Below are 19,367 nucleotides of genomic sequence, written 5' to 3'. Positions count from 1 at the left end.
CCGGTAGCTCAGCATTATGGCTGAACGTTCTTTCGATCTCGCTGAGCTCCGCAATCTTCTGGAGCGGATCAAAAGCATCAAGGTCGCCTGTGTGGGCGACCTGATGCTGGACCACTTCGTTTATGGCGAGGTGAACCGCATTTCGCCCGAGGCACCGATTCCGGTGCTGAAGGCCCGCCGCACGGTGTCTATGCCGGGCGGTGTGGGCAATGTGGCGCGTAATATAGCGGCACTGGGCGCTGTATCGCGTCTTGGCGCGGTAACGGGACAGGACCGTGCGGGTGATGAACTGGCGGCGCTGATTGATGCGGATGCGCGTATCGAGGACAAGATCCAGCGACCGGACGATGCCCATACGATCGTGAAAACCCGCTTTGTATCTTCGGGCCAGCAATTGCTGCGTCTGGATGATGAAGTGGGGCTCAGCCCTGCATATCGGGACAAAAGCGTTTTTGACCATGCCAAGGCCATTCTGGTCTCGGATTATTCCAAAGGCGTTGTCGATAGCGACCTGATCGAGGCTGCGCTGTGGGCTGGCCGTCAATATGGCGCACCGGTCATCATTGACCCTAAGGGAAACGATTTTGCCCGCTATGGCGCGGCGGATGTGGTCAAGCCGAACGCCAGTGAACTGGCCGCTGCCACGGGTATGCCCACGGGCACCGACGAAGAGGTAGAGGCGGCCCTGGTGGCGCTGCTTGATAAGACGACGGTAAAGGCTGTGGTCGTCACCCGTGCAGGCAAGGGCATGAGCCTGATCCAGCGCGGTGGCGAGGTGCAGCACCATCCAGGGCGTGCGCGCGAAGTGTTCGACGTGTCCGGTGCCGGTGATACCAGCCTTGCAGCGCTAGGGCTGGCGCTGGCCGCAGGTCTGGCGCTGGGACAGGCGGTCCAGTTTGCTTTGCTGGCTTCGGGTGTCGTTGTCGGCAAGGCGGGGACGGCTATCGTCACGCCACAAGAACTGATCGATGCCGAAGAAGACGAGGTTGGCCGTCCGCTGATGGGCGATGTGGTGTCGGTCGATGATCTGGCTGAAACCGTCGCCCGCTGGCAGGCCGATGGCCTGAAGGTCGGGTTTACCAATGGCTGCTTCGATATCCTGCATCGTGGCCACGTCACCTATCTGGCGCAGGCGCGTCGCTGGTGCGACCGTCTGGTTGTGGCGCTGAATACCGATGCGTCTGTCAGCGCCCTCAAGGGGCCCAGTCGTCCGGTCAATAATTTGGAAAGCCGCGCCAGCGTGATCGGTGCCTTGGCCAGCGTTGATGCGGTGACCTTCTTTGGTGACGATACGCCACTTGCGGCGATCAAACGTCTGCGACCCGATGTGTTGATCAAGGGATCGGACTATACCAAGGAACAGGTGGTCGGTGCTGCCGAGGTCGAAAGCTGGGGCGGTGAAGTGCGCCTAGCTAGTTTCGAGGATGGCTATTCCACCACCAAGACAATCGAAAAAATGACTGCCAAGACGGATAAAGGCTGATGACCCCGCGTATGATTGTTGTGACGGGTGGCGCGGGCTTTATCGGCTCCAACATTGCCGCCCATCTGTGTGAAACGCAGGCATGGGATGTGGTGGTGTGCGACCGTCTGGAAACGGCGGACCTTGGCAAGTGGAAGAACATCGCCAAGCACCCGATTGCCGACTTCTGGCAACCCGAAGAGATGTTCGAGCAACTGGAACGCCACGCGGACCAGATCGAGGCCGTCATTCACATGGGGGCGATCTCCTCGACGACCGAGGCAGATGCGGACCTGATTATCCGCACCAATTTCAGCCTGTCGCGTGACATCTGGGACTGGTGCGCCATTCGCAATGTGCGGATGATCTATGCCTCGTCGGCGGCAACCTATGGGGATGGTGAACAGGGCTTCGATGATCGGGATGATCCTAAGAATTTGAATGCGCTTCGCCCCCTAAATGCCTATGGCTATTCAAAATATCTGTTTGACCAGTACGCTGTTCGTCAAGCCGATCGCGATCAGGCTCCGCCGCAGTGGGTCGGACTGAAATTCTTTAATGTCTATGGTCCGAACGAGGGCCACAAAGGCTCGATGAAGTCTGTCGTCGCTCAAATCTGGCCCAAGGTCGCAGCCGACGAAACTGTAAGCTTGTTCAAGTCCCACAACCCGAACTATGCCGATGGCGGCCAGTTACGGGACTTCGTTTTCGTTGACGATATTGTTTCCATCATCAACTGGCTGTTGCTGCGTGATGATGTGAGCGGCGTGTTTAATGCAGGCTCGGGTCAGGCGCGATCCTTTGCCGATTTGGCCAAGGCCACGTTTGAAGCGGCAGGTAAGGAAGCCAGGATTTCCTATATCGACATGCCCGAAAGCATCCGCGACCGGTATCAGTATTTCACCGAGGCCAGCATGGATCGCTTGCGGGCGCTGGGTTACGATGGCCAGCAGACGCCTCTTGAAGAAGGGGTGCGCCGTTATGTGCAAAATTATCTGTCTACCGAGGATTCCTATCGGTGATAAAATCACGTCTACGCTTTAAGTACTGGATAAGACTAGCACTATTTGTGTTTGTTTTTTTAGTGCTTTTGGCCTTGGTCGTGTGGCGCGGTGACATTGTTAGAGCCGCGCTGGATCCCCAAATACCTTTCCAGACCTACACCCCGCCGGAAGCGCCAGATTATTCTCGCGCCGATGCCTGGGCTTTGCGTGATGATAAGATTGCGGGCGCGAAAAATGCCGCGGTATTCTTTGTGCATTCCACCACTTTTGATGGCGGACACGAGTGGAACGGCCGGATTGGCGAGGAAAAAGCCGACGCCTATCTGGAACGTATAGTCCTACCGAATTTCGCAGGACCATTTGCCATAGCGGGATCGGTCAGTGCGCCGAAATACCGACAGGGCAGTCTGTATAGCCGTTTGACTTTGCGGGACGATGCGCGTGAGGCGCGGGCGTTCGCCTATCGTGATGTTGAGGTCGCTTTCGATCACTGGATCGCGCGTCATCCGCAAGAGCCACTTGTTCTGGTGGGGGTTGAACAGGGAGCGGAATTATTGGCCCGCTTGTTGCGTGATCGCGTGAGCAGGGATGCGGAGTTAAGACAACGTCTTGTCGCTGCCTACATGATGGACGCCATGATACCGCGTGACGCCATTGATCTGCCGGTTTGTTCGCGACGCGAAGAGAGCGGGTGCCTCGTGGCATGGTCGATGGTTGACGAAGGCAGCACCGGAGTCATTTCCCGTAGACAACGCCGCGCCTTGTTCTGGGACGAACGTGGTCAACTGGTGGAATCTGGCCATCGCCCGATTATTTGCGTGAATCCTGTCAGCGGCTCTTCGGACGAAACCAAGACAGAGGCTCGGCGTCATCTGGGCGCAGCCAACGCCGCAGGTCTGGAATGGGGCGTGCGACCGGCATTCATCGACCGCGTCGTTGAGGCCCAGTGTCGTGAGGGTTTCCTTCGCAATACCCCTTTGAACACGGAATCTTTCCGCGAAAACCGTTCCTGGACCGATCGCCGCAAAGCCAAGCCCTATAACCTGTTTTATGCCGATACCATGGCCGATGTTCAGGCACGTCTGGCGGCTTGGCATGCAAAGAAAGCCACCACTTTTTCCGCTTCGCCCCCAGCCTAGTTACAGAGTGGGCTAGACTTCTTCGTCCTGATCCTCGATTCGATTTCGTATGACCGTCCATACCAATCCGCCGCAAGGCGGCCGCATCGTTGAAGAACCGATGGCCGAGGCGCTGTCGCGCCGTTATCTGGCCTACGCGCTTTCGACGATTACCAACCGTGCGCTTCCCGATGCGCGTGACGGCTTCAAGCCGGTCCACCGCCGCATCATGTATGCCATGCACCAGATGCGCCTGAACCCGCAGTCTGCGGCGCGTAAATGCGCCAAGGTTGTGGGTGAGGTCATGGGTGGATACCACCCGCACGGCGATGTTTCTATCTATGAGGCGCTGGTCCGTCTGGCTCAGGATTTTGCCCAGCGTTATCCGCTGGTCGATGGTCAGGGTAATTTCGGTAATATCGACGGCGATAGCGCCGCCGCCATGCGTTACACCGAATGCAAGCTGACGCCTGCAGCGGTGCTGCTGCTGGAAGGTATCGATCAGGACGCTGTCGATTTTCGTCCGACCTATGACGATCAGGACGAAGAACCGATGGTTCTTCCGGCCGGTTTCCCGAACTTGTTAGCCAACGGTTCGTCAGGCATTGCGGTGGGCATGGCCACCTCGATCCCGCCGCATAATGTCGGCGAGTTGATCGATGCGTGCCAGCTGCTGATCGACAGACCTGAAGCGACTACCGCGGATCTGGTGCAGATCGTACCAGGGCCGGACTTCCCGACGGGCGGTGTTTCGGTTGAAGGCCAGGCCTCCATTCTTGAAGCCTATGAGACGGGACGCGGCGGTGTGCGTCTGCGTGCCCAGTGGGTGAAAGAAGAGCTGGAACGCGGCACCTGGCGTGTGGTGATTACCGAGGTTCCCTATCAGGTCCAGAAGTCCAAACTGATCGAGCAGCTGGCTGACCTGATCGAAAACAAAAAGGCCCCACTGCTGGGCGATGTTCGCGATGAATCGGCGGAGGATATCCGCCTGATCCTCGAGCCGAAGTCGCGCACGATCGAGCCTGAAATGCTGATGGAAAGCCTGTTCAAGCTTTCCGATCTGGAAGTGCGTTTTCCGATCAATATGAACGTGCTGGACGCAACGGGTACGCCGCGCGTCATGGGCCTGAAGGAATGCCTCCGAGCCTTCCTCGACCATCGCCGCGTGGTGCTGAACCGCCGTTCGCAGTGGCGCATTGCTCGTATTGAAAAGCGCCTGCACCTGCTGGAAGGTCTGCGATTGGTCTTCCTCAATCTGGATGAGGCGATCCGCATCATCCGCGAGGAAGAGCATCCCAAGGCAGCACTGATTGCGCACTTTAACCTGACAGAACTTCAGGCTGACTTCATTCTGGACACCCGCCTGCGTCAGTTGGCCCGTCTCGAAGAAATGGTCATTCAGGAAGAGTATGACAAACTGGCCGAGGAACTGGCCGGTCTTCAGGCTCTGACTTCGTCGGAGGCCAAGCAGTGGAAGGCCATCGGCAAGGAGCTTCAGGCTGTCCGCAAGGCCCTGCTGTCGCCGCGTCGCACCATTATCGCCGACGCCGTGGATTCCTCGGCCTTTGTCGCTCCCGAGGCCTTTATCCCGCGTGAGGCCATCACCGTCATCCTGTCGGATCGTGGCTGGATCCGTGCGGCCAAGGGCAAGGTGGATGATCCGTCGGAACTGAAGTTCAAGGAAGGCGACAAGCTGGGCTTCCTCGTGCCGGCCTATACGACCGACAAGCTGCTGATCGGGGCATCGGACGGACGCATCTTCACGATTGGCGCGGACAAGCTGGCATCCGGTCGCGGGCATGGTGAGCCGCTACGACTGATGATCGACCTTGATGAAAAGGCCGATATTATCAATGTATTGGCGCATGAACCTGATGCAAAACTGCTAGTCGCTTCGGCGGCGGGCTATGGCTTCGTGGCCCCCGAAAATGATTTGCTGGCCCAGAAGCGCGGCGGCAAGCAGGTACTGAACGGCGACATGAAGGCCATGATGCGCGTGACGGGCGATCACATCGTGACCATTGGCGACAACATCAAAACCCTGATCTTCCCGATTGCCGAACTGCCCGAAATGGGCCGTGGCAAGGGCGTACGGTTGCAAAACTTCAAGCAGGGCGGCCTGGCCGACGTGGCCGTATTCAACTCCGAAACCGGCCCCGAATGGGTCGATGGCGGTGGCCGCAAGCGCAAGTGGGAAGACTGGCGCGACTGGTTGGGTAAGCGCGCAGGCGCTGGCCGTCAGGGCCCGCGCGGTATGCGCAAGTTCCGATAAGTATAGAAAAAGGGGCGAAAGCCCCTTTTTTTACGGCTGTATCGGCTGCCAGCCAAACAGGGTCAGTCCTTCTAGCGGCTGATACTGCGATTTATAGTCCATGGTGGGGGAACCCTGCACCCAATAGCCCAGATAGACATAGGGCAGGTTGATCGTGCGGGCCTGATGCAGGTGATCCAGCACGGCATAGCGCCCCAGACTGCGGTGCGGCATTTCGGGATCGAAGGCGCTGTAAACCAATGACAGGCCATCATTCAGCAGATCGGCCAAAGTAAATCCAACCAGTGTGCCGAGCTTTCCATTACGGTCCCGCAGTCGGTATTCGACGATATGGGTGCGGACCGTGCTGTCCTCGACCATCGTCATGAAGTCGCTGCCGTTCATCTCGTTCATGCCGCCGTCGGGGTGACGGGCCGCCAGATAGGTTTTCAGCAGGTCGTATTGTTCATCGGTCGCGACCGGATCGACGACGAAGCGGTCCAGATCGGCATTGCGGTTGATGATCTTGCGATTGGTACGGTTGGCGACAAAGCGATCGACCGGAATACGTACAGAGACACAGGCCGCGCATTGCTCGCAGGCGGGACGATAGGCGATGTTCTGGCTTCGGCGGAAACCGGCATGTGACAGGGCGTCATTGACGCTGGCAGCATTGGCAAATGGCAGATGGGTAAAGACTTTGCGTTCCTGCTTGCCTTTTAGATACGGGCAGGGCGCTTCGGCAGTGACAAAAAACTGTAGCTGTTGCGTGGGGACGTGTTCGGTCATGCCGCCAAGTCCTTTTGACGAAACGAAACCAGATCACTGGAACAGGCCATAATCATAAGGCGATATGTCGCCCCTTGCACCGTTTGCGCAAGGGGATCGACACAGACTTATTGCGCTTACAGACTGGTATCACGCGGCAAAACAGGGGCTTCGCGCAGCAGGACAATGGCAATGCGGCGGTTGCCTGCCAGTGCGGGATCGTCTGGGTACAGCGGATCGGAACCCGCCTTGCCATTGACCGAGTATACGCGGTCCATATTCACACCGGCAGCCTGCAGGACTAGGCGCGAAGCATCGGCGCGGGCAGCAGACAGCGGCCAGTCGCCCGGTGCGCTGGCGCGGTTAGAACCGGCAGCAGAGCTGGTATGACCGGATATGGTGATGCGGTTCGGAAGCTGGTTGATGACGCGTGCCACCGCTCGCAAAAGGGTCTGGGCGCGTGGGTTGGGGCGTGAAGAGCCGTTCTCGAACATCGAGCGGCCTTCCTGATCGACCAGCTGGATACGCAAACCTTCGGGTGTCTGGTCGATAATCAGCTGTTTTGACAGTTCGGCCAGTTCCGGCATGGTCTGCATGGCTTGGCGCAGAGACTCCGCTGCACTCGCAAAGTCTGCGGCTTCGCGACGGGCAATCTCGGCACGTAAAGACGATTCACTGGCCGAAGCTAGGTCGGAGGACTGTCCGGCGTCTTCGGGCGAATCCGGCGAAGGTGGGGCCAGTTGTTCGATGACCGAGTTAGAGCCGGCCCCCTTGGCACCTTCGGCATCTCCCAGAGACGTGCCGCCCAGAAGACCGCCGGAACCGGAGGTACTGGACGACACGCTGGATGGTGCGAAATATTCGGCGATGCCGCGCTTTTGCTCGGGATCGGTCGTGTTGATGAGCCACATCAGCAAGAAGAAGGCCATCATGGCGGTTACGAAGTCGGCATAGGCCACCTTCCACGCACCGCCGTGGTGGCCGTGTCCCTGAACCTTTTTGACCTTCTTGATCAGAATGGGCCGATCACTCGATGCCATTATGCGGAACCTTAACCTTAGTCTTTAAGCCTGTTGATGCCACACGGGCCGTTAAGAAGCGGTTGCGGTGATGCGCACACTTGCTGTGCTTCACGGTAAGTTCTAGTCAGAAGGTGTGACTGGACTGATTGAAAATACCGAAACTTTTGATCCCAAAGCCTATCGCCGTGCGCTGGGGGGCTTTGCCACGGGTGTGTGCGTTGTAACGGCCCACACCAAGGATGGTCCGTTAGGGATTACCGTGAACTCGTTCACCTCGGTATCGCTGGACCCGCCGCTGGTACTGTGGTGCATGGACATTAAGTCTGAGCGCCATGATGCCTTTGCAGGCGCAGAGCGTTTTGCAGTCCATATGTTGCCTGTCGAGGACAAGGAAATGTCCGACCGCTTCGCGTGGGGCATTGCCCGCCTGAGCGAGGATGAGTTCGAGACCGCAAACCCTGAACCGCCATACCTGCGCAATGCTGTGACCCGTCTAGATTGCGACATGCACCAGCAGATCATTATGGGCGATCATCTGGTGATTGTCGGCCATGTGCGGGGCTTTGCGACGCGTCCTGGCGATGCCCTGACCTATTTCCGTGGCAAATATGGTCAGGCTGTCGATCCGACGATCTGACCACGCAAGCTAAAAGGCGAGGGGGCAGATGCCCCCTTTAACTCAGCCCTGCATCTGGCGCGCTGCGGTCGGCGCGAAATAGCTGATGATGCCGGAAGCGCCGGCGCGTTTGAACGCATGCAGGCTTTCCAGAATGACGCGATCACCGTCCAGCCAGCCATTCTGGATGGCGGCCTGCATCATCGCGTACTCGCCGGACACCTGATAGGCGAAGGTCGGAATGCCAAAGGTCGAGGTGACGCGCTGGACAATGTCCAGATAGGCCAGACCCGGCTTGACGATGACGGCATCTGCGCCTTCGGAAATATCGATGGCGACTTCGCGCAGGGCTTCTTCGGTGTTCGCAAAGTCCATCTGGTAGGTCTTCTTGTCGCCAGTCAGCGATTTGGACGATCCGACGGCATCGCGATACGGGCCGTAGAAGGCCGAAGCGAATTTGGCCGCATACGAAATGATCATCGTGTCCGAATAACCATTGGATTCCAGAGCATTACGGATGGCCTGAATGCGGCCGTCCATCATGTCGGACGGGGCCACAGCATCGGCACCGGCATGGGCATGGATAAAAGCCTGTTCCTCAAGGCGCTCGATGGAGGCGTCGTTGAGGATCTTGTTGCCTTCCATCACACCGTCATGGCCGTGGTCGGTATAACAGTCGAGTGCCACGTCGGTCATGATACCGATTTCCGGCGCAGCATCCTTGATGGCGCGGATCGTCTCGGGGATCAGGCCGTCTGGATCGGTTGCGCCGCTGCCAATATTGTCCTTGGGCGTATGGGCGATGTTCGGGAACAGGGCGATCATCGGGATGCCCAGATCTCGGGCCTCGCGAGCGGCATTAACCGCTTCTTTGCGAGACAGGCGGAACATGTCGGGCATGGACGCGACGGCGATTTTGTCTTCATCGCCATCATGGACAACGATCGGCCAGATCAGGTCGGACGGAGTGAGCGTGGTTTCAGCAACCAGACGACGCACCCACGGTGCCGTACGCAGACGACGCGGACGTGCATAGGGGAAGGCGGCGGGCTGGTAGGGAGGGATGCTCATGGCAGTAGTCCTTGAAACGCGAATGGCGGTGCTAGACCAATCCGCCGCATCACGCAAAACACGTGATGAAACCGTAACTTTCAGTTGTTTTTTACTAGCTCAAAGTGTCGCTGTCTGTGCGAACCATTATCACTTGGTCTAGATGGGGCATTTTGTCCTTCAGAGGGCGTGGACATACGCCTAACAAGGGTCCAAATAAGCTAAAGACCATATAAAGAAAAGAAACGCAGTTTTGTTCGACTATAAATCCGCCTTTCAAAACTCTGTTGAGCAGGTTCGTAACGAAGGCCGTTACCGTGTCTTTGCAGACCTGAAGCGCGTGCGTGGCCAATTCCCCTTGGCTACACGTCGACGCGAAGATGGAACCGAGCAAGACGTCGTGATCTGGTGTTCAAACGACTATCTGGGTATGGGCCAGCATCCGACGGTTCTGGAAGCCATGCATGAGGCGTTGGATACGGTCGGTGCTGGCGCGGGCGGTACACGCAATATTTCCGGCACGACGCGCTCTGCGGTGGACCTGGAGGCCGAACTGGCTTCGTGGCACCAGAAAGAAGCCTCGCTGCTGTTCACTTCGGGCTATGTCGGCAACGAGGCGACCCTTTCGACCCTGCAAAAAATCCTGCCGGGGCTGATCATTTTCTCCGACGCCCTGAACCATGCCTCGATGATCGAAGGCATTCGTAATGGTGGCGGCCCGCGTCATATCTTCCGCCACAATGATTTGGCCCATCTCGAAGAACTGTTGGCAGCGGCACCGATGGGTGCGCCGAAGCTGATCGCCTTTGAGTCTGTCTATTCGATGGATGGTGACATTGCCGACCTGAAGGGCACGATTGCTCTGGCGCGCAAATACAACGCTATGACCTATCTGGACGAAGTCCATGCGGTTGGCCTTTATGGTGCGACGGGTGCCGGTGTGGCCGAGCGCGATGGTGTGCAGGACCAGATCGACATTATCGAATGCACCATGGGCAAGGCCATTGGCGTGATGGGCGGCTATATCGCGGCCGATGCTGTGATCGTGGATGCGGTTCGCAGCTGGGCTTCGGGCTTTATCTTCACGACCTCGCTGCCGCCAGCACTGACCGCCGGTGCTTTGGCCTCGGTACGTCACCTGAAGCAGCATTCCGAATTGCGCGAGCAGCATCAGGAACGCGCTCAGGCTTTGAAAGATCGCTTTGCCGCGGCGGGCTTGCCGGTCATGCCTTCGGAAAGCCATATCGTGCCGGTGCTGGTGGGCAATCCGGTGCACTGCAAGAAGATTTCGGACATGCTGCTGGATGATTACGGCATCTATGTTCAGCCGATCAATTATCCGACTGTGCCCAAAGGAACCGAGCGTTTGCGCTTCACGCCTTCGCCGAACCATGACGATGACATGATGAACAAGCTGGTCGATGCGATGGACAAGTTGTTCTCGCATTGCAACGTGGCGCGCCGTCCGGTCGCAGCCTGATGAAACGGGATGCCGAACTCGGCGATATTATCGTCGAGTTCGTTCGCAACGGGGCCTATCTGAAATGCTCTGCGGCGCATGTGAAAACAGGCGTCGAAGTGTCGGCTATGGGCCCTGCGCGCGAGCCCAATGCGGTCGAGCGTGTCGCTGTGGCCAAGCTGAAGCGCGCATTGGAAAATCGCTGACCTACTAGATGTTGTGGTTACGGACGGCACGGCCTAGAAGGAAGCACCAACCAGCCGCTCAGCCTTGGGGATTCCCACAGTGACCGCCTTTACCCACGACGCTTATTTCACCCAGTCTCTCGCCGATTCCGATCCGGAGATTTTCAAGGGTATCCAAGGCGAACTTGGTCGCCAGCAGGAAGAGATCGAACTGATCGCCTCGGAGAACATCGTCTCCAAGGCCGTTCTCGAAGCCCAAGGCTCGGTTCTGACCAACAAATATGCCGAGGGCTATCCGGGCCGTCGCTACTATGGTGGCTGCGAGTTCGTTGATATCACCGAGGATTTGGCCCGCGAGCGCGCCAAAAAGCTGTTCAACTGCCAATATGTGAACGTCCAGCCGCACTCGGGCGCACAGGCCAACCAGGCTGTGTTCTTTGCCCTGCTGCAACCGGGTGACACCTTCCTCGGTATGGATCTGGCCTGTGGTGGTCACCTGACCCACGGTTCGCCAGCCAACCAGTCGGGCAAGTGGTTCCGTCCGGTGACCTATAAGGTCCGCGAAGACGATCAGACCATCGACTATGACAACGTCGCTGAAATGGCAGAGCGCGAGAAGCCCAAGCTGATTCTGGCGGGTGCCTCGGCCTATGCGCGCCAGATCGACTTCAAACGTTTCCGCGAGATCGCGGATTCGGTCGGTGCCTATCTGATGGTGGACATGGCTCACTATGCAGGCCTGATTGCGGGCGGTGCCTATCCTGACCCGCTGCCGCATGCCCATATTGTCACCACCACCACCCATAAGACCCTGCGCGGTCCGCGTGGTGGCATGATCCTGTCCAACGATCTGGAACTGGGCAAGAAGATCAACTCGTCGGTCTTCCCCGGTCTGCAAGGCGGCCCGCTGGAGCACGTCATTGCCGGTAAGGCCGTGGCCTTTGGTGAAGCCCTGAAGCCGGAGTTCAAACTCTACGCCCAGCAGGTCGTGAAGAATGCCAAGGTTCTGGCCGAGGTTCTGATCGAGCGCGGTCTGGCCATCGTCACCGGCGGCACCGACAGCCACATGATGCTGGTCGATCTGCGTCCGAAGGGCGTGACCGGCAAGGCCACCGAGCGTGAGCTCGAAAAGGCTCTGATGACCTGCAACAAGAACGGCGTGCCTTTCGACACGGCACCGTTCACCATCACTTCGGGTATCCGTCTGGGCACGCCCGCTGGCACCACCCGTGGTTTCGGCGAGGACGAGTTCCGTCAGATCGGTCACTGGATCGCTGACGTTGTTTCGTCGATGAATGGTGGCGACGAAGCGGATCCTGCTGTCATCGCTTCGGTGGCGGCTCAGGTTCGCGAGTTGACCCATCGCTTCCCGATCTACCGCTAAGGCTCTGAAATGAAGTGCCCTTTCTGCGGTAACGCCGACACTCAGGTTAAGGACAGCCGACCGTCAGACGACGGTTCGGCTATCCGCCGCCGTCGCTCGTGTCCGCAGTGCGGAGGGCGCTTCACCACCTTTGAGCGGGTGCAGTTGCGCGAACTGGTGATCCTGAAGCGCAACGGCCGTCGCACGCCGTTTGACCGTGACAAGCTGGAACGCTCATTGGGCATTGCGCTGCGAAAGCGTCCGGTGACGCCCGATCAAGTGGAACAATTGGTCAGCCGCATCGTGCGCCAGTTAGAGAGCTTGGGCGAAACCGAAATCCAGTCGCACGTCGTCGGTGACTTCATCATGAAGGCGCTAAAGAGCGTCGATGAAGTGGCCTATGTGCGCTACGCCTCGGTCTATAAAGACTTCCGCCATACCAGCGACTTCGCCAAATTCCTCGGCGACGAGGGCTTTGAAGAGAACAAGCCGCTTTACGGCGACGACTGATGCGCCCGCGCGTCACGCTTAAACTGGCGACGTCTCTGGATGGCAAGATTGCCATGGCCTCTGGCGAAAGCCAGTGGATCACAGGCGAAACCTCGCGTCTTCAGGGGCATCATCTGCGGGCCAGTCATGATGCTATTCTGGTCGGGATCGAGACGGTGCTGGCCGATGATCCGCAACTGACGGCGCGGATTGCGGGCGAAGAACCGAAACAGCCCTTACGGGTTGTGCTGGACAGCCGCCTGCGGACGCCATCGTCTGCAAAACTGGCCCATAATGCCCTGATCCTGACAGCGGTTGAGCCACAACAGGTCGGCACGTCGCGCGTTGTGCGTGTTGATGCTGATTCTAATGGTCGGCCATCTGTCGGGGCGGTTCTGGCCGTGTTGGCGGGCGAAGGTATTCAATCCTTGCTGATCGAAGGCGGGGGCAGGGTTGCCGCCAGCTTCATTCAGGCGGGTGTGGTCGATATAATCGAGTGGTTCCGCGCACCTATGATCTTGGGTGATAGCGGCCGTTCGGGTATTGCTGCGCTCGATTTGACGAAACTTTCTGATGCTCCGCGTTTCCGGCGTCTTGCAGTCCAGCCTTCGGGTGACGACTTGTGGGAACGTTACGAGAAGGTCTGAACTATGTTTACCGGTATTGTTACCGACATCGGGCGCGTTCGCAGCGTGCAGCGTACCGAGCGGGATTGGCGCTATGAAATCGAGACCGTGTGGGACACCACGACGATCGATCTGGGCGCGTCCATTGCTCATGCTGGCTGCTGTCTGACGGTAACCGAAAAAGGCGATGGCTGGTTCGCCGTCGAGGTTTCGGGTGAGACCCTGTCCAAGACCAAGCTGGCCGAATGGGCCGAAGGCTCGCGCATCAATCTGGAACGCGCGGCCAAGCTGGGTGACGAACTAGGGGGCCATATTGTTTCGGGCCATGTGGATGGTCTGGGCACGGTGGCATCCATCACGCCGGAAGGCGGCTCACACCGTATCCGTTTCGAGGCTCCCGAGCCTCTGCACCGTTTCATCGCGCCCAAAGGCTCGATCACTGTTGATGGCGTGTCCTTGACCGTCAACGAGGTCGAGGGCCGCGTATTTGGTGTGAACATCATTCCCCACACGTGGGAAGCCACGACCTTGGGCTCGCTAAAGGTCGGGGATAAGGTCAATCTCGAGATTGATATGCTGGCGCGTTACCTCGCCCGGTGGCAGGAGACCGCATAATGCAACTGACAGCGACCATGACCGATAGCCCGATCAGCCCGATCGAAGATATCATCGACGATGCCCGTAACGGGCGTCCGTACATCCTTGTGGATGCCGAGGATCGCGAGAACGAAGGCGATGTGATCATCCCCGCCCAGTTCGCGACCCCTGACCAGATCAACTTCATGGCCAAGCATGCGCGTGGCCTGATCTGTCTGGCTATGACGGCGGATCGTGCCAAGCAATTGCGCCTGCCGCCGATGGCTGCGGAAAACCGCGAGAGCATGGGCACGGCCTTCACAGTCTCGATCGAGGCCAAAGAGGGCGTTACGACCGGCATTTCGGCGGCTGACCGTGCACGCACTGTTCAGGTGGCGGCTGATCCGTCCAAGGGTGCCGACGATATCGTCTCGCCGGGCCATATCTTCCCGTTGGTCGCGCGCGATGGCGGTGTTCTGGTTCGCACGGGCCACACCGAGGCAGCCGTAGACATCAGCCGTATGGCGGGGCTGACGCCTGCGGGTGTGATCTGCGAGATCATGAACGACGACGGCACTATGGCGCGTATGCCGGAGCTGATTTCGTTTGCGCAGCTCCATGGTATGAAGATCGGTACGATTGCCGACCTGATCGCCTATCGCCGCCGCACCGAGCGCTTTGTCGAGCGTGCGCTGGATACGCCGTTCGAGAGCATCTATGGCGGTACTTTCCGCATGGTGGTCTATCGTGACACCATCGAAGGCAACGAGCATGTGGCGATGGTGAAGGGCGATATTACGCCCGACCAGACCACGCTGGTTCGTATGCACCAGATCGACTTTGCCGCGGACCTTCTGGGCCATATCGAAGCGCGTCAGGACTATATCCCGCGTGCGCTTCAGGCCCTTAGCAAGCATGACGGCCCCGCCATTGCCGTATTTTTGCGCGATCCGGGCCTTCACAGACTTTCCGAGCGACTGGTTGGCGGCGACAAGCCGGCCGCCGTCGATCGTGCCCTCAAAAATTATGGCGTGGGTGCGCAGATCCTGCTGGATCTGGGCGTTCGCGACATGAAACTAATGAGTTCCACACGCCCCAACCCGACGGCGCTGGAAGGCTATAGCCTGCGCATTGTCGGCTGGTGTGACATGGACGGAGAAGAACAATCCTAAACGATCCTTACCGCGTGCTGATTGTCGAAGCACGCTTCTACGACGATCTGGCTGACGCCCTTCTTGAAGGGGCCAAGGATGCCTTGCGCGCGCAGGGCGTTGAATTCGACGTTGTGACGGTTCCGGGCGCACTGGAAGTGCCGACTGTGATCGCCATGGCCGAAGACGCTGGTCGTCTACCGACCGCGCCGCGCTATGACGGCTATGTTGCGCTGGGCACCATCATCCGTGGTGAAACCTATCACTTCGAAATCGTTGCTGACCAATCGGCCATGGCGATTTCGCAACTGGGTCTGAAGGGCGTTGCCATCGGCAATGGTATCCTGACGACCGAGGATGAAGATCAAGCTTGGGCCCGTGCTCGCGCCAGCGAGGCTGACAAAGGTGGTTTTGCCGCTCGCGCCTGTCTGGACCTGATCAACCTGCGTAAACGCTTGGCTAAAGGACTGGCCTCGTGACCGACGCCCCCAAACCCGCAACCGTCGCCGAAGTGATGGCGCAACTAGATGAAGCCCATAAGACCAAGGCCGAGCCGCAACTGACCAGCCGTCAGCGTCGTGCGCGCACCGTGGCCCGTCTTGCAGCCGTTCAGGCGCTTTATCAGATGGAGCTAATCGGCGAGCCGGTTGAACAGGTGGTGCGCGAGTTCCGCAATTTCCGCTTTGACGGTGACATTGACGGTCAGACCATGGCCGAAGCCGACGAAGACTGGTTCGCGGACATCGTTCGTGGTGTGGTCGAGGACCAGTCGGCGATTGATACGCTGGTCAAGGCGCATCTGGCGTCGAACTGGCGCATGGAGCGGCTGGACTCGACGGTGCGTGCTCTGCTGCGTTGCGGCTCGTGGGAACTGAAGCACAAGACCGAAGTACCGCGCGAAATCGTCATCGACGAGTATGTCGAACTGGCCAAGGCCTTCTTCGACGATGCGGAATCCAAATTCGTGAACGCGGCGCTGGACGCCGTGGCACGCGATGCCCGCGATTGATGCCGTAGGCGAATTCGAGACGATCCAGCGGCTGTTCAAGCCGCTGGCGCACCCTGAATGGGCGAGGGGGCTGGCCGATGATGTGGCCGCCCTGCCGTCCCGTCCGGGGTATGATCTTATCCTGACCAAGGATGCCTTGGTCGAGGGCGTGCATTTTCTCCCCGAAGATCCTCTGGATACGTTGGCGCAAAAGCTTTTGCGCGTGAACCTGTCCGACATAGCCGCTAAGGGCGCGGTGCCGTTCGGCTATCTGCTGGCGTGCCATTGGTCCGAACGGTGCGGCTGGCCGGAGCGCGAGGCCTTTGTAGCGGGCTTGCGCCGAGATCAGGCGCTTTTCGATATCTACCTGCTGGGCGGCGACACGGTTTTGACACCGGGTCCGTTGACGTTCTCGGTGACCATGCTGGGTTGGGTGCCTGCAGGGCGCGCTGTGCATCGTGGTGGAGCCAAGCCGGGTGATGTGGTCTTTGTGACGGGCACAATCGGTGATGGATGGCTGGGCCTGCAAGCGTGTCAGGGCACGCTGAAACTGGAACAAGACCGGCTGGATTATCTGTGCCGCTCATATCGCCAGCCCATGCCCCAAACCGAGTTTGCCGACATTATCCTCAAATCGGCCACTGCCAGCGCCGATGTCTCTGACGGTCTGATGGCCGATGCAGGACGTATTGCTGAATCCAGCAATGTACGCATCGAACTGGAACTGGAGGTCACGCCCTTGTCGGCAGCGGCCGATAGCTGGTTTTCGGGACGTGTGGATGAACTGGCCGCGCTGCAACAACTGGCCAGTGGCGGTGACGACTACCAGATCGTTTTTACCGTGCCGGCCTCGCAGGAAGAGGCCATCCGTCGTGAGGCTGACCGCCGTCATGTGCGCCTGACCCGTGTTGGACAGGTGGTTGAAGGCGCGGGCTTGATCGTACGCTATCATGGCGAGGATGCCACGCCAGAGAAAACCGGGTGGACGCACGGCTAGCAATCAGTTGCTAAGAGCTGTGCCTTATTGTCAGGCGCATGCAGCGCCGCAGATTGATCCTTGCCCTTGCCGCCATGTGGGTTGTCCCGTCCATGGCAAACGCTTCGCCTGAAGCCTCTGTGCCCGAGGCGGCATGGGTGACCATGACTGGTGTAGGCTTGCCTGTGTTTATAGACGGGCGGGTTCGCAACCACATTTTTGTCGAGATGAAACTGCATCTGAAAGCTGGATTTGCCGTCGAGAAGGCTCGTGCGAAAGATACAGTGATGCGTGATGCCTTGGTCCGCGAAGGCCACAGACGCTCTTTCGGAATGGCGGATAACTGGAACCGCATTGATGAGAGAGCTTTGGCGACGGCCGTGATGCAAATCGCGGCCACCCATCTGGGGCGCGGCAATGTGGTGCGTGTGGAGATTGTTCGCCAGACTCCGCGGAGGCGGGTGCGAACTGTGCCAGTAGCTCCTGCTAGATAGCCCAACAAAAAACGACCCCGAATATGCTCGGGGCCGTTTTGTTTCTGTAATGATGACGGATTAGTCGCGACGCTGCTGACCGGGCTGGTCTTCGTCCGTACGCGGCAGTTGACCACGACCGACATTACCCAGAAGCTGTTCCAGAACCGTCAGCGAACGACCACGGGTGGGCGTCTCGCGCTTGTTCATTGCGATATCGACCTTGTCGTCCAGATTCAGGCTGCGAACGCCAGAGACAACACCGCTTTGCTCGTTAAAAGTAATTTCGGTGATGTTACGCTGGGTGACCTTGGGCGTGCTGTAGGTATAGCGCTCGGTCGTTTGCGAGATGTAATACCAGACGTTCTCGGCTTCAAAGGTCGAAGCGGTCGAAGGCGAGCCCAATTTCGTCAGGACGGATTCGCGGGTATCGGTGCCGACGACAATGTCTTCGGGCTTGTTGTCGATGACCTGAAAACCCTGTGGCGAAACGCGCGGCGCACAGGCAGCGGTCAGGACGGTCAGGGAAATCACGGCAAGAAGCGACTTGGTGCGGAGCATCTGCGATGGGCCTCTGCGAAAACTGTTCTTTGACCTAACCTCCGGAGCGCCTTAGTGCAACGTCGCGGAGTCATGAGGGCCATGAAATAATATGTTCAAATCACTATTCAGACCCAAACCTGTCGAACGTGAGGCCTTAGAACTCTATGCCAAGGCTGTAGATCAGGCGCGCCAGCCGATTTTTTATACGGATTTAGGCGTCATGGACCGTATCGATGCGCGATTCGAGATATATACCCTCCACGTCCTGCTGCTTTATGTGCGCCTAAGACATGAAAATGATCGGGGTGCGACGCTGGCCCAGAAGCTGTTCGATCACTATGTATCCGCGCTGGATAATGTTCTGCGCGAACTAGGTGTCGGCGATGTCGGTGTAGGCAAAAAAATGCGTAAGCTGGGCGAAGCTTTGTATGGCCGTATGGCCAGCTATGAAAAAGCGCTCTCTGAAGGTGACCGCGACGCATTGATCGTATCCATCGCCCGCAATGTCTACGAGGCCGATGATAACGAACATGCGGCTAACTTGGCTGACTATGCCCTTGCCAGCCATCAGGCCCTGAGCCGTCAGACGATGGCCGAGATTGAACACGCGCCGCAATGGGCGCAAATTAACGGATGACCCAAATTCAACTTCCCTATAGCGAGCCTGTCCGGCTTCATCAGATCGGCAATTTGCTGGAACGCACACTTGCGCCTGAAACCGCCGATCGCGCACGCATCGCCAAGGCGCTAAATTTGGCGTCGCTGGATTCCCTGACTGTTGATATGGCTCTGGTTCCGACCGTTTCCGGTTTTCGCATGCAAGGTCGTGTTAGAGCCGAGGTTGTGCAGACCTGCGGCCTTTCGCTGGAGCCGATGCCGGTGAGCGTGGATCGCGACTTTACCGTCAACTTCGTCCATGAAGCCGAACCCGAGAACAACGAAGACGGCGAGATCGACATCGAACTGGATGACGATTTTCCCGATGTCATCGAAGATGGGAAAATTGATCTCGGCCAATATGCGGTTGAACAACTGTTTTTGTCGCTTGATCCTTTCCCGCGCAAGGACGGAGCCGTCTTTGTACAGCCGCCTGAACCCGTGGAAATTTCACCGTTTGCGGCTCTGAAATCTCTGAAAGACTCGAGCCAAGGTTGACCTTGGGTCGCCTTGGTTGCATCCACACTGACTATTACACCGATAAGTACAGCCGCTAGCTGTGCTGGAGACCCGAAGCCTTTGGCATCCAA

General features: G+C 58.4%; 22 protein-coding genes. 18 read left to right on the top strand and 4 right to left on the bottom strand.

Translation table 11 applies throughout. The features are described 5' to 3' along the window. Positions 1 to 16 precede the first annotated feature (16 nt). From rfaE2 to parC, 4 genes are read left to right on the top strand one after another with little or no spacing between them, the layout of a single operon-like run. Entirely contained in the window at positions 17 to 1,483 is a 1,467-nt protein-coding gene (gene rfaE2, locus WEU32_RS08275) for a D-glycero-beta-D-manno-heptose 1-phosphate adenylyltransferase (protein ID WP_406851571.1), read from the top strand. Beyond that, positions 1,483 to 2,484 (top strand): ADP-glyceromanno-heptose 6-epimerase, encoded by a 1,002-nt coding sequence (rfaD, locus tag WEU32_RS08270; RefSeq protein ID WP_406851570.1) that lies wholly within the window; start codon positions 1,483 to 1,485, stop codon positions 2,482 to 2,484. Before rfaE2 ends, rfaD begins: the two co-directional genes overlap by 1 nt. 47 nt (positions 2,485 to 2,531) lie before the next feature. Next, positions 2,532 to 3,605, top strand: a complete 1,074-nt coding sequence (locus WEU32_RS08265; protein WP_406851569.1) for a DUF3089 domain-containing protein — start codon at positions 2,532 to 2,534, stop codon at positions 3,603 to 3,605. Between the two features lie 49 nt (positions 3,606 to 3,654). Then, positions 3,655 to 5,856, top strand: a complete 2,202-nt coding sequence (parC, locus tag WEU32_RS08260; protein ID WP_406851568.1) for a DNA topoisomerase IV subunit A — start codon at positions 3,655 to 3,657, stop codon at positions 5,854 to 5,856. 30 nt (positions 5,857 to 5,886) lie between these two features. Here the strand turns inward: parC and WEU32_RS08255 are convergent, their stop codons facing one another. Together WEU32_RS08255 and WEU32_RS08250 are read right to left on the bottom strand one after the other, a co-directional pair. Beyond that, positions 5,887 to 6,624 (bottom strand): arginyltransferase, encoded by a 738-nt coding sequence (locus tag WEU32_RS08255; protein WP_406851567.1) that lies wholly within the window; start codon positions 6,622 to 6,624, stop codon positions 5,887 to 5,889. A gap of 116 nt (positions 6,625 to 6,740) precedes the next feature. Continuing rightward, positions 6,741 to 7,643 (bottom strand): flagellar motor protein MotB, encoded by a 903-nt coding sequence (locus WEU32_RS08250; protein WP_312137082.1) that lies wholly within the window; start codon positions 7,641 to 7,643, stop codon positions 6,741 to 6,743. A 115-nt stretch (positions 7,644 to 7,758) separates the two neighbouring features. On the opposite strand from WEU32_RS08250, the gene WEU32_RS08245 reads away from it, so the two are divergent. Next, positions 7,759 to 8,262, top strand: coding sequence for a flavin reductase family protein (locus tag WEU32_RS08245; protein WP_406851566.1), 504 nt, complete (start codon positions 7,759 to 7,761; stop codon positions 8,260 to 8,262). A 42-nt stretch (positions 8,263 to 8,304) separates the two neighbouring features. On the opposite strand, the gene hemB is transcribed toward WEU32_RS08245, so the two are convergent. Next, the gene (hemB, locus tag WEU32_RS08240; RefSeq protein ID WP_406851565.1) at positions 8,305 to 9,312 is read right to left on the bottom strand and encodes a porphobilinogen synthase; all 1,008 of its coding nucleotides are present in this window, start codon (positions 9,310 to 9,312) and stop codon (positions 8,305 to 8,307) included. 232 nt (positions 9,313 to 9,544) lie between these two features. Between hemB and hemA the strand changes: the two genes are divergently transcribed. From hemA to WEU32_RS08185, 11 genes are all read left to right on the top strand, one after another. After that, positions 9,545 to 10,771 (top strand): 5-aminolevulinate synthase, encoded by a 1,227-nt coding sequence (gene hemA / locus WEU32_RS08235; RefSeq protein ID WP_312137088.1) that lies wholly within the window; start codon positions 9,545 to 9,547, stop codon positions 10,769 to 10,771. Continuing rightward, on the top strand, positions 10,771 to 10,956 hold the full coding sequence (locus tag WEU32_RS08230) for a DUF6898 family protein (RefSeq protein WP_406851564.1): 186 nt from the start codon (positions 10,771 to 10,773) through the stop codon (positions 10,954 to 10,956). Before hemA ends, WEU32_RS08230 begins: the two co-directional genes overlap by 1 nt. Positions 10,957 to 11,035: 79 nt before the next feature. Beyond that, positions 11,036 to 12,319 (top strand): serine hydroxymethyltransferase, encoded by a 1,284-nt coding sequence (gene glyA / locus WEU32_RS08225; protein ID WP_406851563.1) that lies wholly within the window; start codon positions 11,036 to 11,038, stop codon positions 12,317 to 12,319. Between the two features lie 9 nt (positions 12,320 to 12,328). After that, a complete protein-coding gene (nrdR, locus tag WEU32_RS08220; RefSeq protein ID WP_167177466.1) occupies positions 12,329 to 12,808 on the top strand; it encodes a transcriptional regulator NrdR in 480 nt (159 codons plus the stop codon). Further along, positions 12,808 to 13,434, top strand: coding sequence for a RibD family protein (locus WEU32_RS08215; protein ID WP_406851562.1), 627 nt, complete (start codon positions 12,808 to 12,810; stop codon positions 13,432 to 13,434). Before nrdR ends, WEU32_RS08215 begins: the two co-directional genes overlap by 1 nt. A 3-nt stretch (positions 13,435 to 13,437) precedes the next feature. Next, positions 13,438 to 14,028, top strand: coding sequence for a riboflavin synthase (locus tag WEU32_RS08210; protein ID WP_167177470.1), 591 nt, complete (start codon positions 13,438 to 13,440; stop codon positions 14,026 to 14,028). Next, positions 14,028 to 15,161: a 3,4-dihydroxy-2-butanone-4-phosphate synthase gene (gene ribB, locus WEU32_RS08205; RefSeq protein WP_312812973.1), complete on the top strand. Its 1,134-nt coding sequence runs from the start codon at positions 14,028 to 14,030 to the stop codon at positions 15,159 to 15,161. Before WEU32_RS08210 ends, ribB begins: the two co-directional genes overlap by 1 nt. Positions 15,162 to 15,175: 14 nt before the next feature. Then, entirely contained in the window at positions 15,176 to 15,619 is a 444-nt protein-coding gene (ribH, locus tag WEU32_RS08200) for a 6,7-dimethyl-8-ribityllumazine synthase (protein WP_406851561.1), read from the top strand. 35 nt (positions 15,620 to 15,654) lie between these two features. Next, entirely contained in the window at positions 15,655 to 16,149 is a 495-nt protein-coding gene (gene nusB, locus WEU32_RS08195) for a transcription antitermination factor NusB (RefSeq protein ID WP_406853418.1), read from the top strand. Then, a complete protein-coding gene (thiL, locus tag WEU32_RS08190; protein WP_406851560.1) occupies positions 16,136 to 17,125 on the top strand; it encodes a thiamine-phosphate kinase in 990 nt (329 codons plus the stop codon). The genes nusB and thiL overlap by 14 nt, the downstream gene beginning before the upstream one ends. Positions 17,126 to 17,178: 53 nt before the next feature. Next, positions 17,179 to 17,598 carry a hypothetical protein gene (locus WEU32_RS08185; RefSeq protein WP_406851559.1) on the top strand — a complete coding sequence of 140 codons (420 nt, stop codon included), beginning with the start codon at positions 17,179 to 17,181 and terminating at the stop codon, positions 17,596 to 17,598. Between the two features lie 60 nt (positions 17,599 to 17,658). Here WEU32_RS08185 and WEU32_RS08180 read toward each other — a convergent pair whose 3' ends face one another. Continuing rightward, positions 17,659 to 18,138 carry an outer membrane protein assembly factor BamE gene (locus WEU32_RS08180; RefSeq protein ID WP_406851558.1) on the bottom strand — a complete coding sequence of 160 codons (480 nt, stop codon included), beginning with the start codon at positions 18,136 to 18,138 and terminating at the stop codon, positions 17,659 to 17,661. A gap of 202 nt (positions 18,139 to 18,340) precedes the next feature. Here WEU32_RS08180 and WEU32_RS08175 point away from each other — a divergent pair, with 202 nt between their 5' ends. Then, the gene (locus WEU32_RS08175) at positions 18,341 to 18,757 is read left to right on the top strand and encodes a ubiquinol-cytochrome C chaperone family protein (RefSeq protein WP_406851557.1); all 417 of its coding nucleotides are present in this window, start codon (positions 18,341 to 18,343) and stop codon (positions 18,755 to 18,757) included. Continuing rightward, entirely contained in the window at positions 18,754 to 19,275 is a 522-nt protein-coding gene (locus WEU32_RS08170; protein ID WP_406851556.1) for a YceD family protein, read from the top strand. The genes WEU32_RS08175 and WEU32_RS08170 overlap by 4 nt, the downstream gene beginning before the upstream one ends. Positions 19,276 to 19,367 lie beyond the last annotated feature (92 nt).

Source organism: Brevundimonas sp. BH3, from assembly GCF_045345115.1.
Taxonomy (GTDB): Bacteria; Pseudomonadota; Alphaproteobacteria; order Caulobacterales; family Caulobacteraceae; genus Brevundimonas.
The sequence above is the reverse complement of the archived record's forward strand: the minus strand, read 5'-3'. Positions and strand labels throughout refer to the sequence as shown.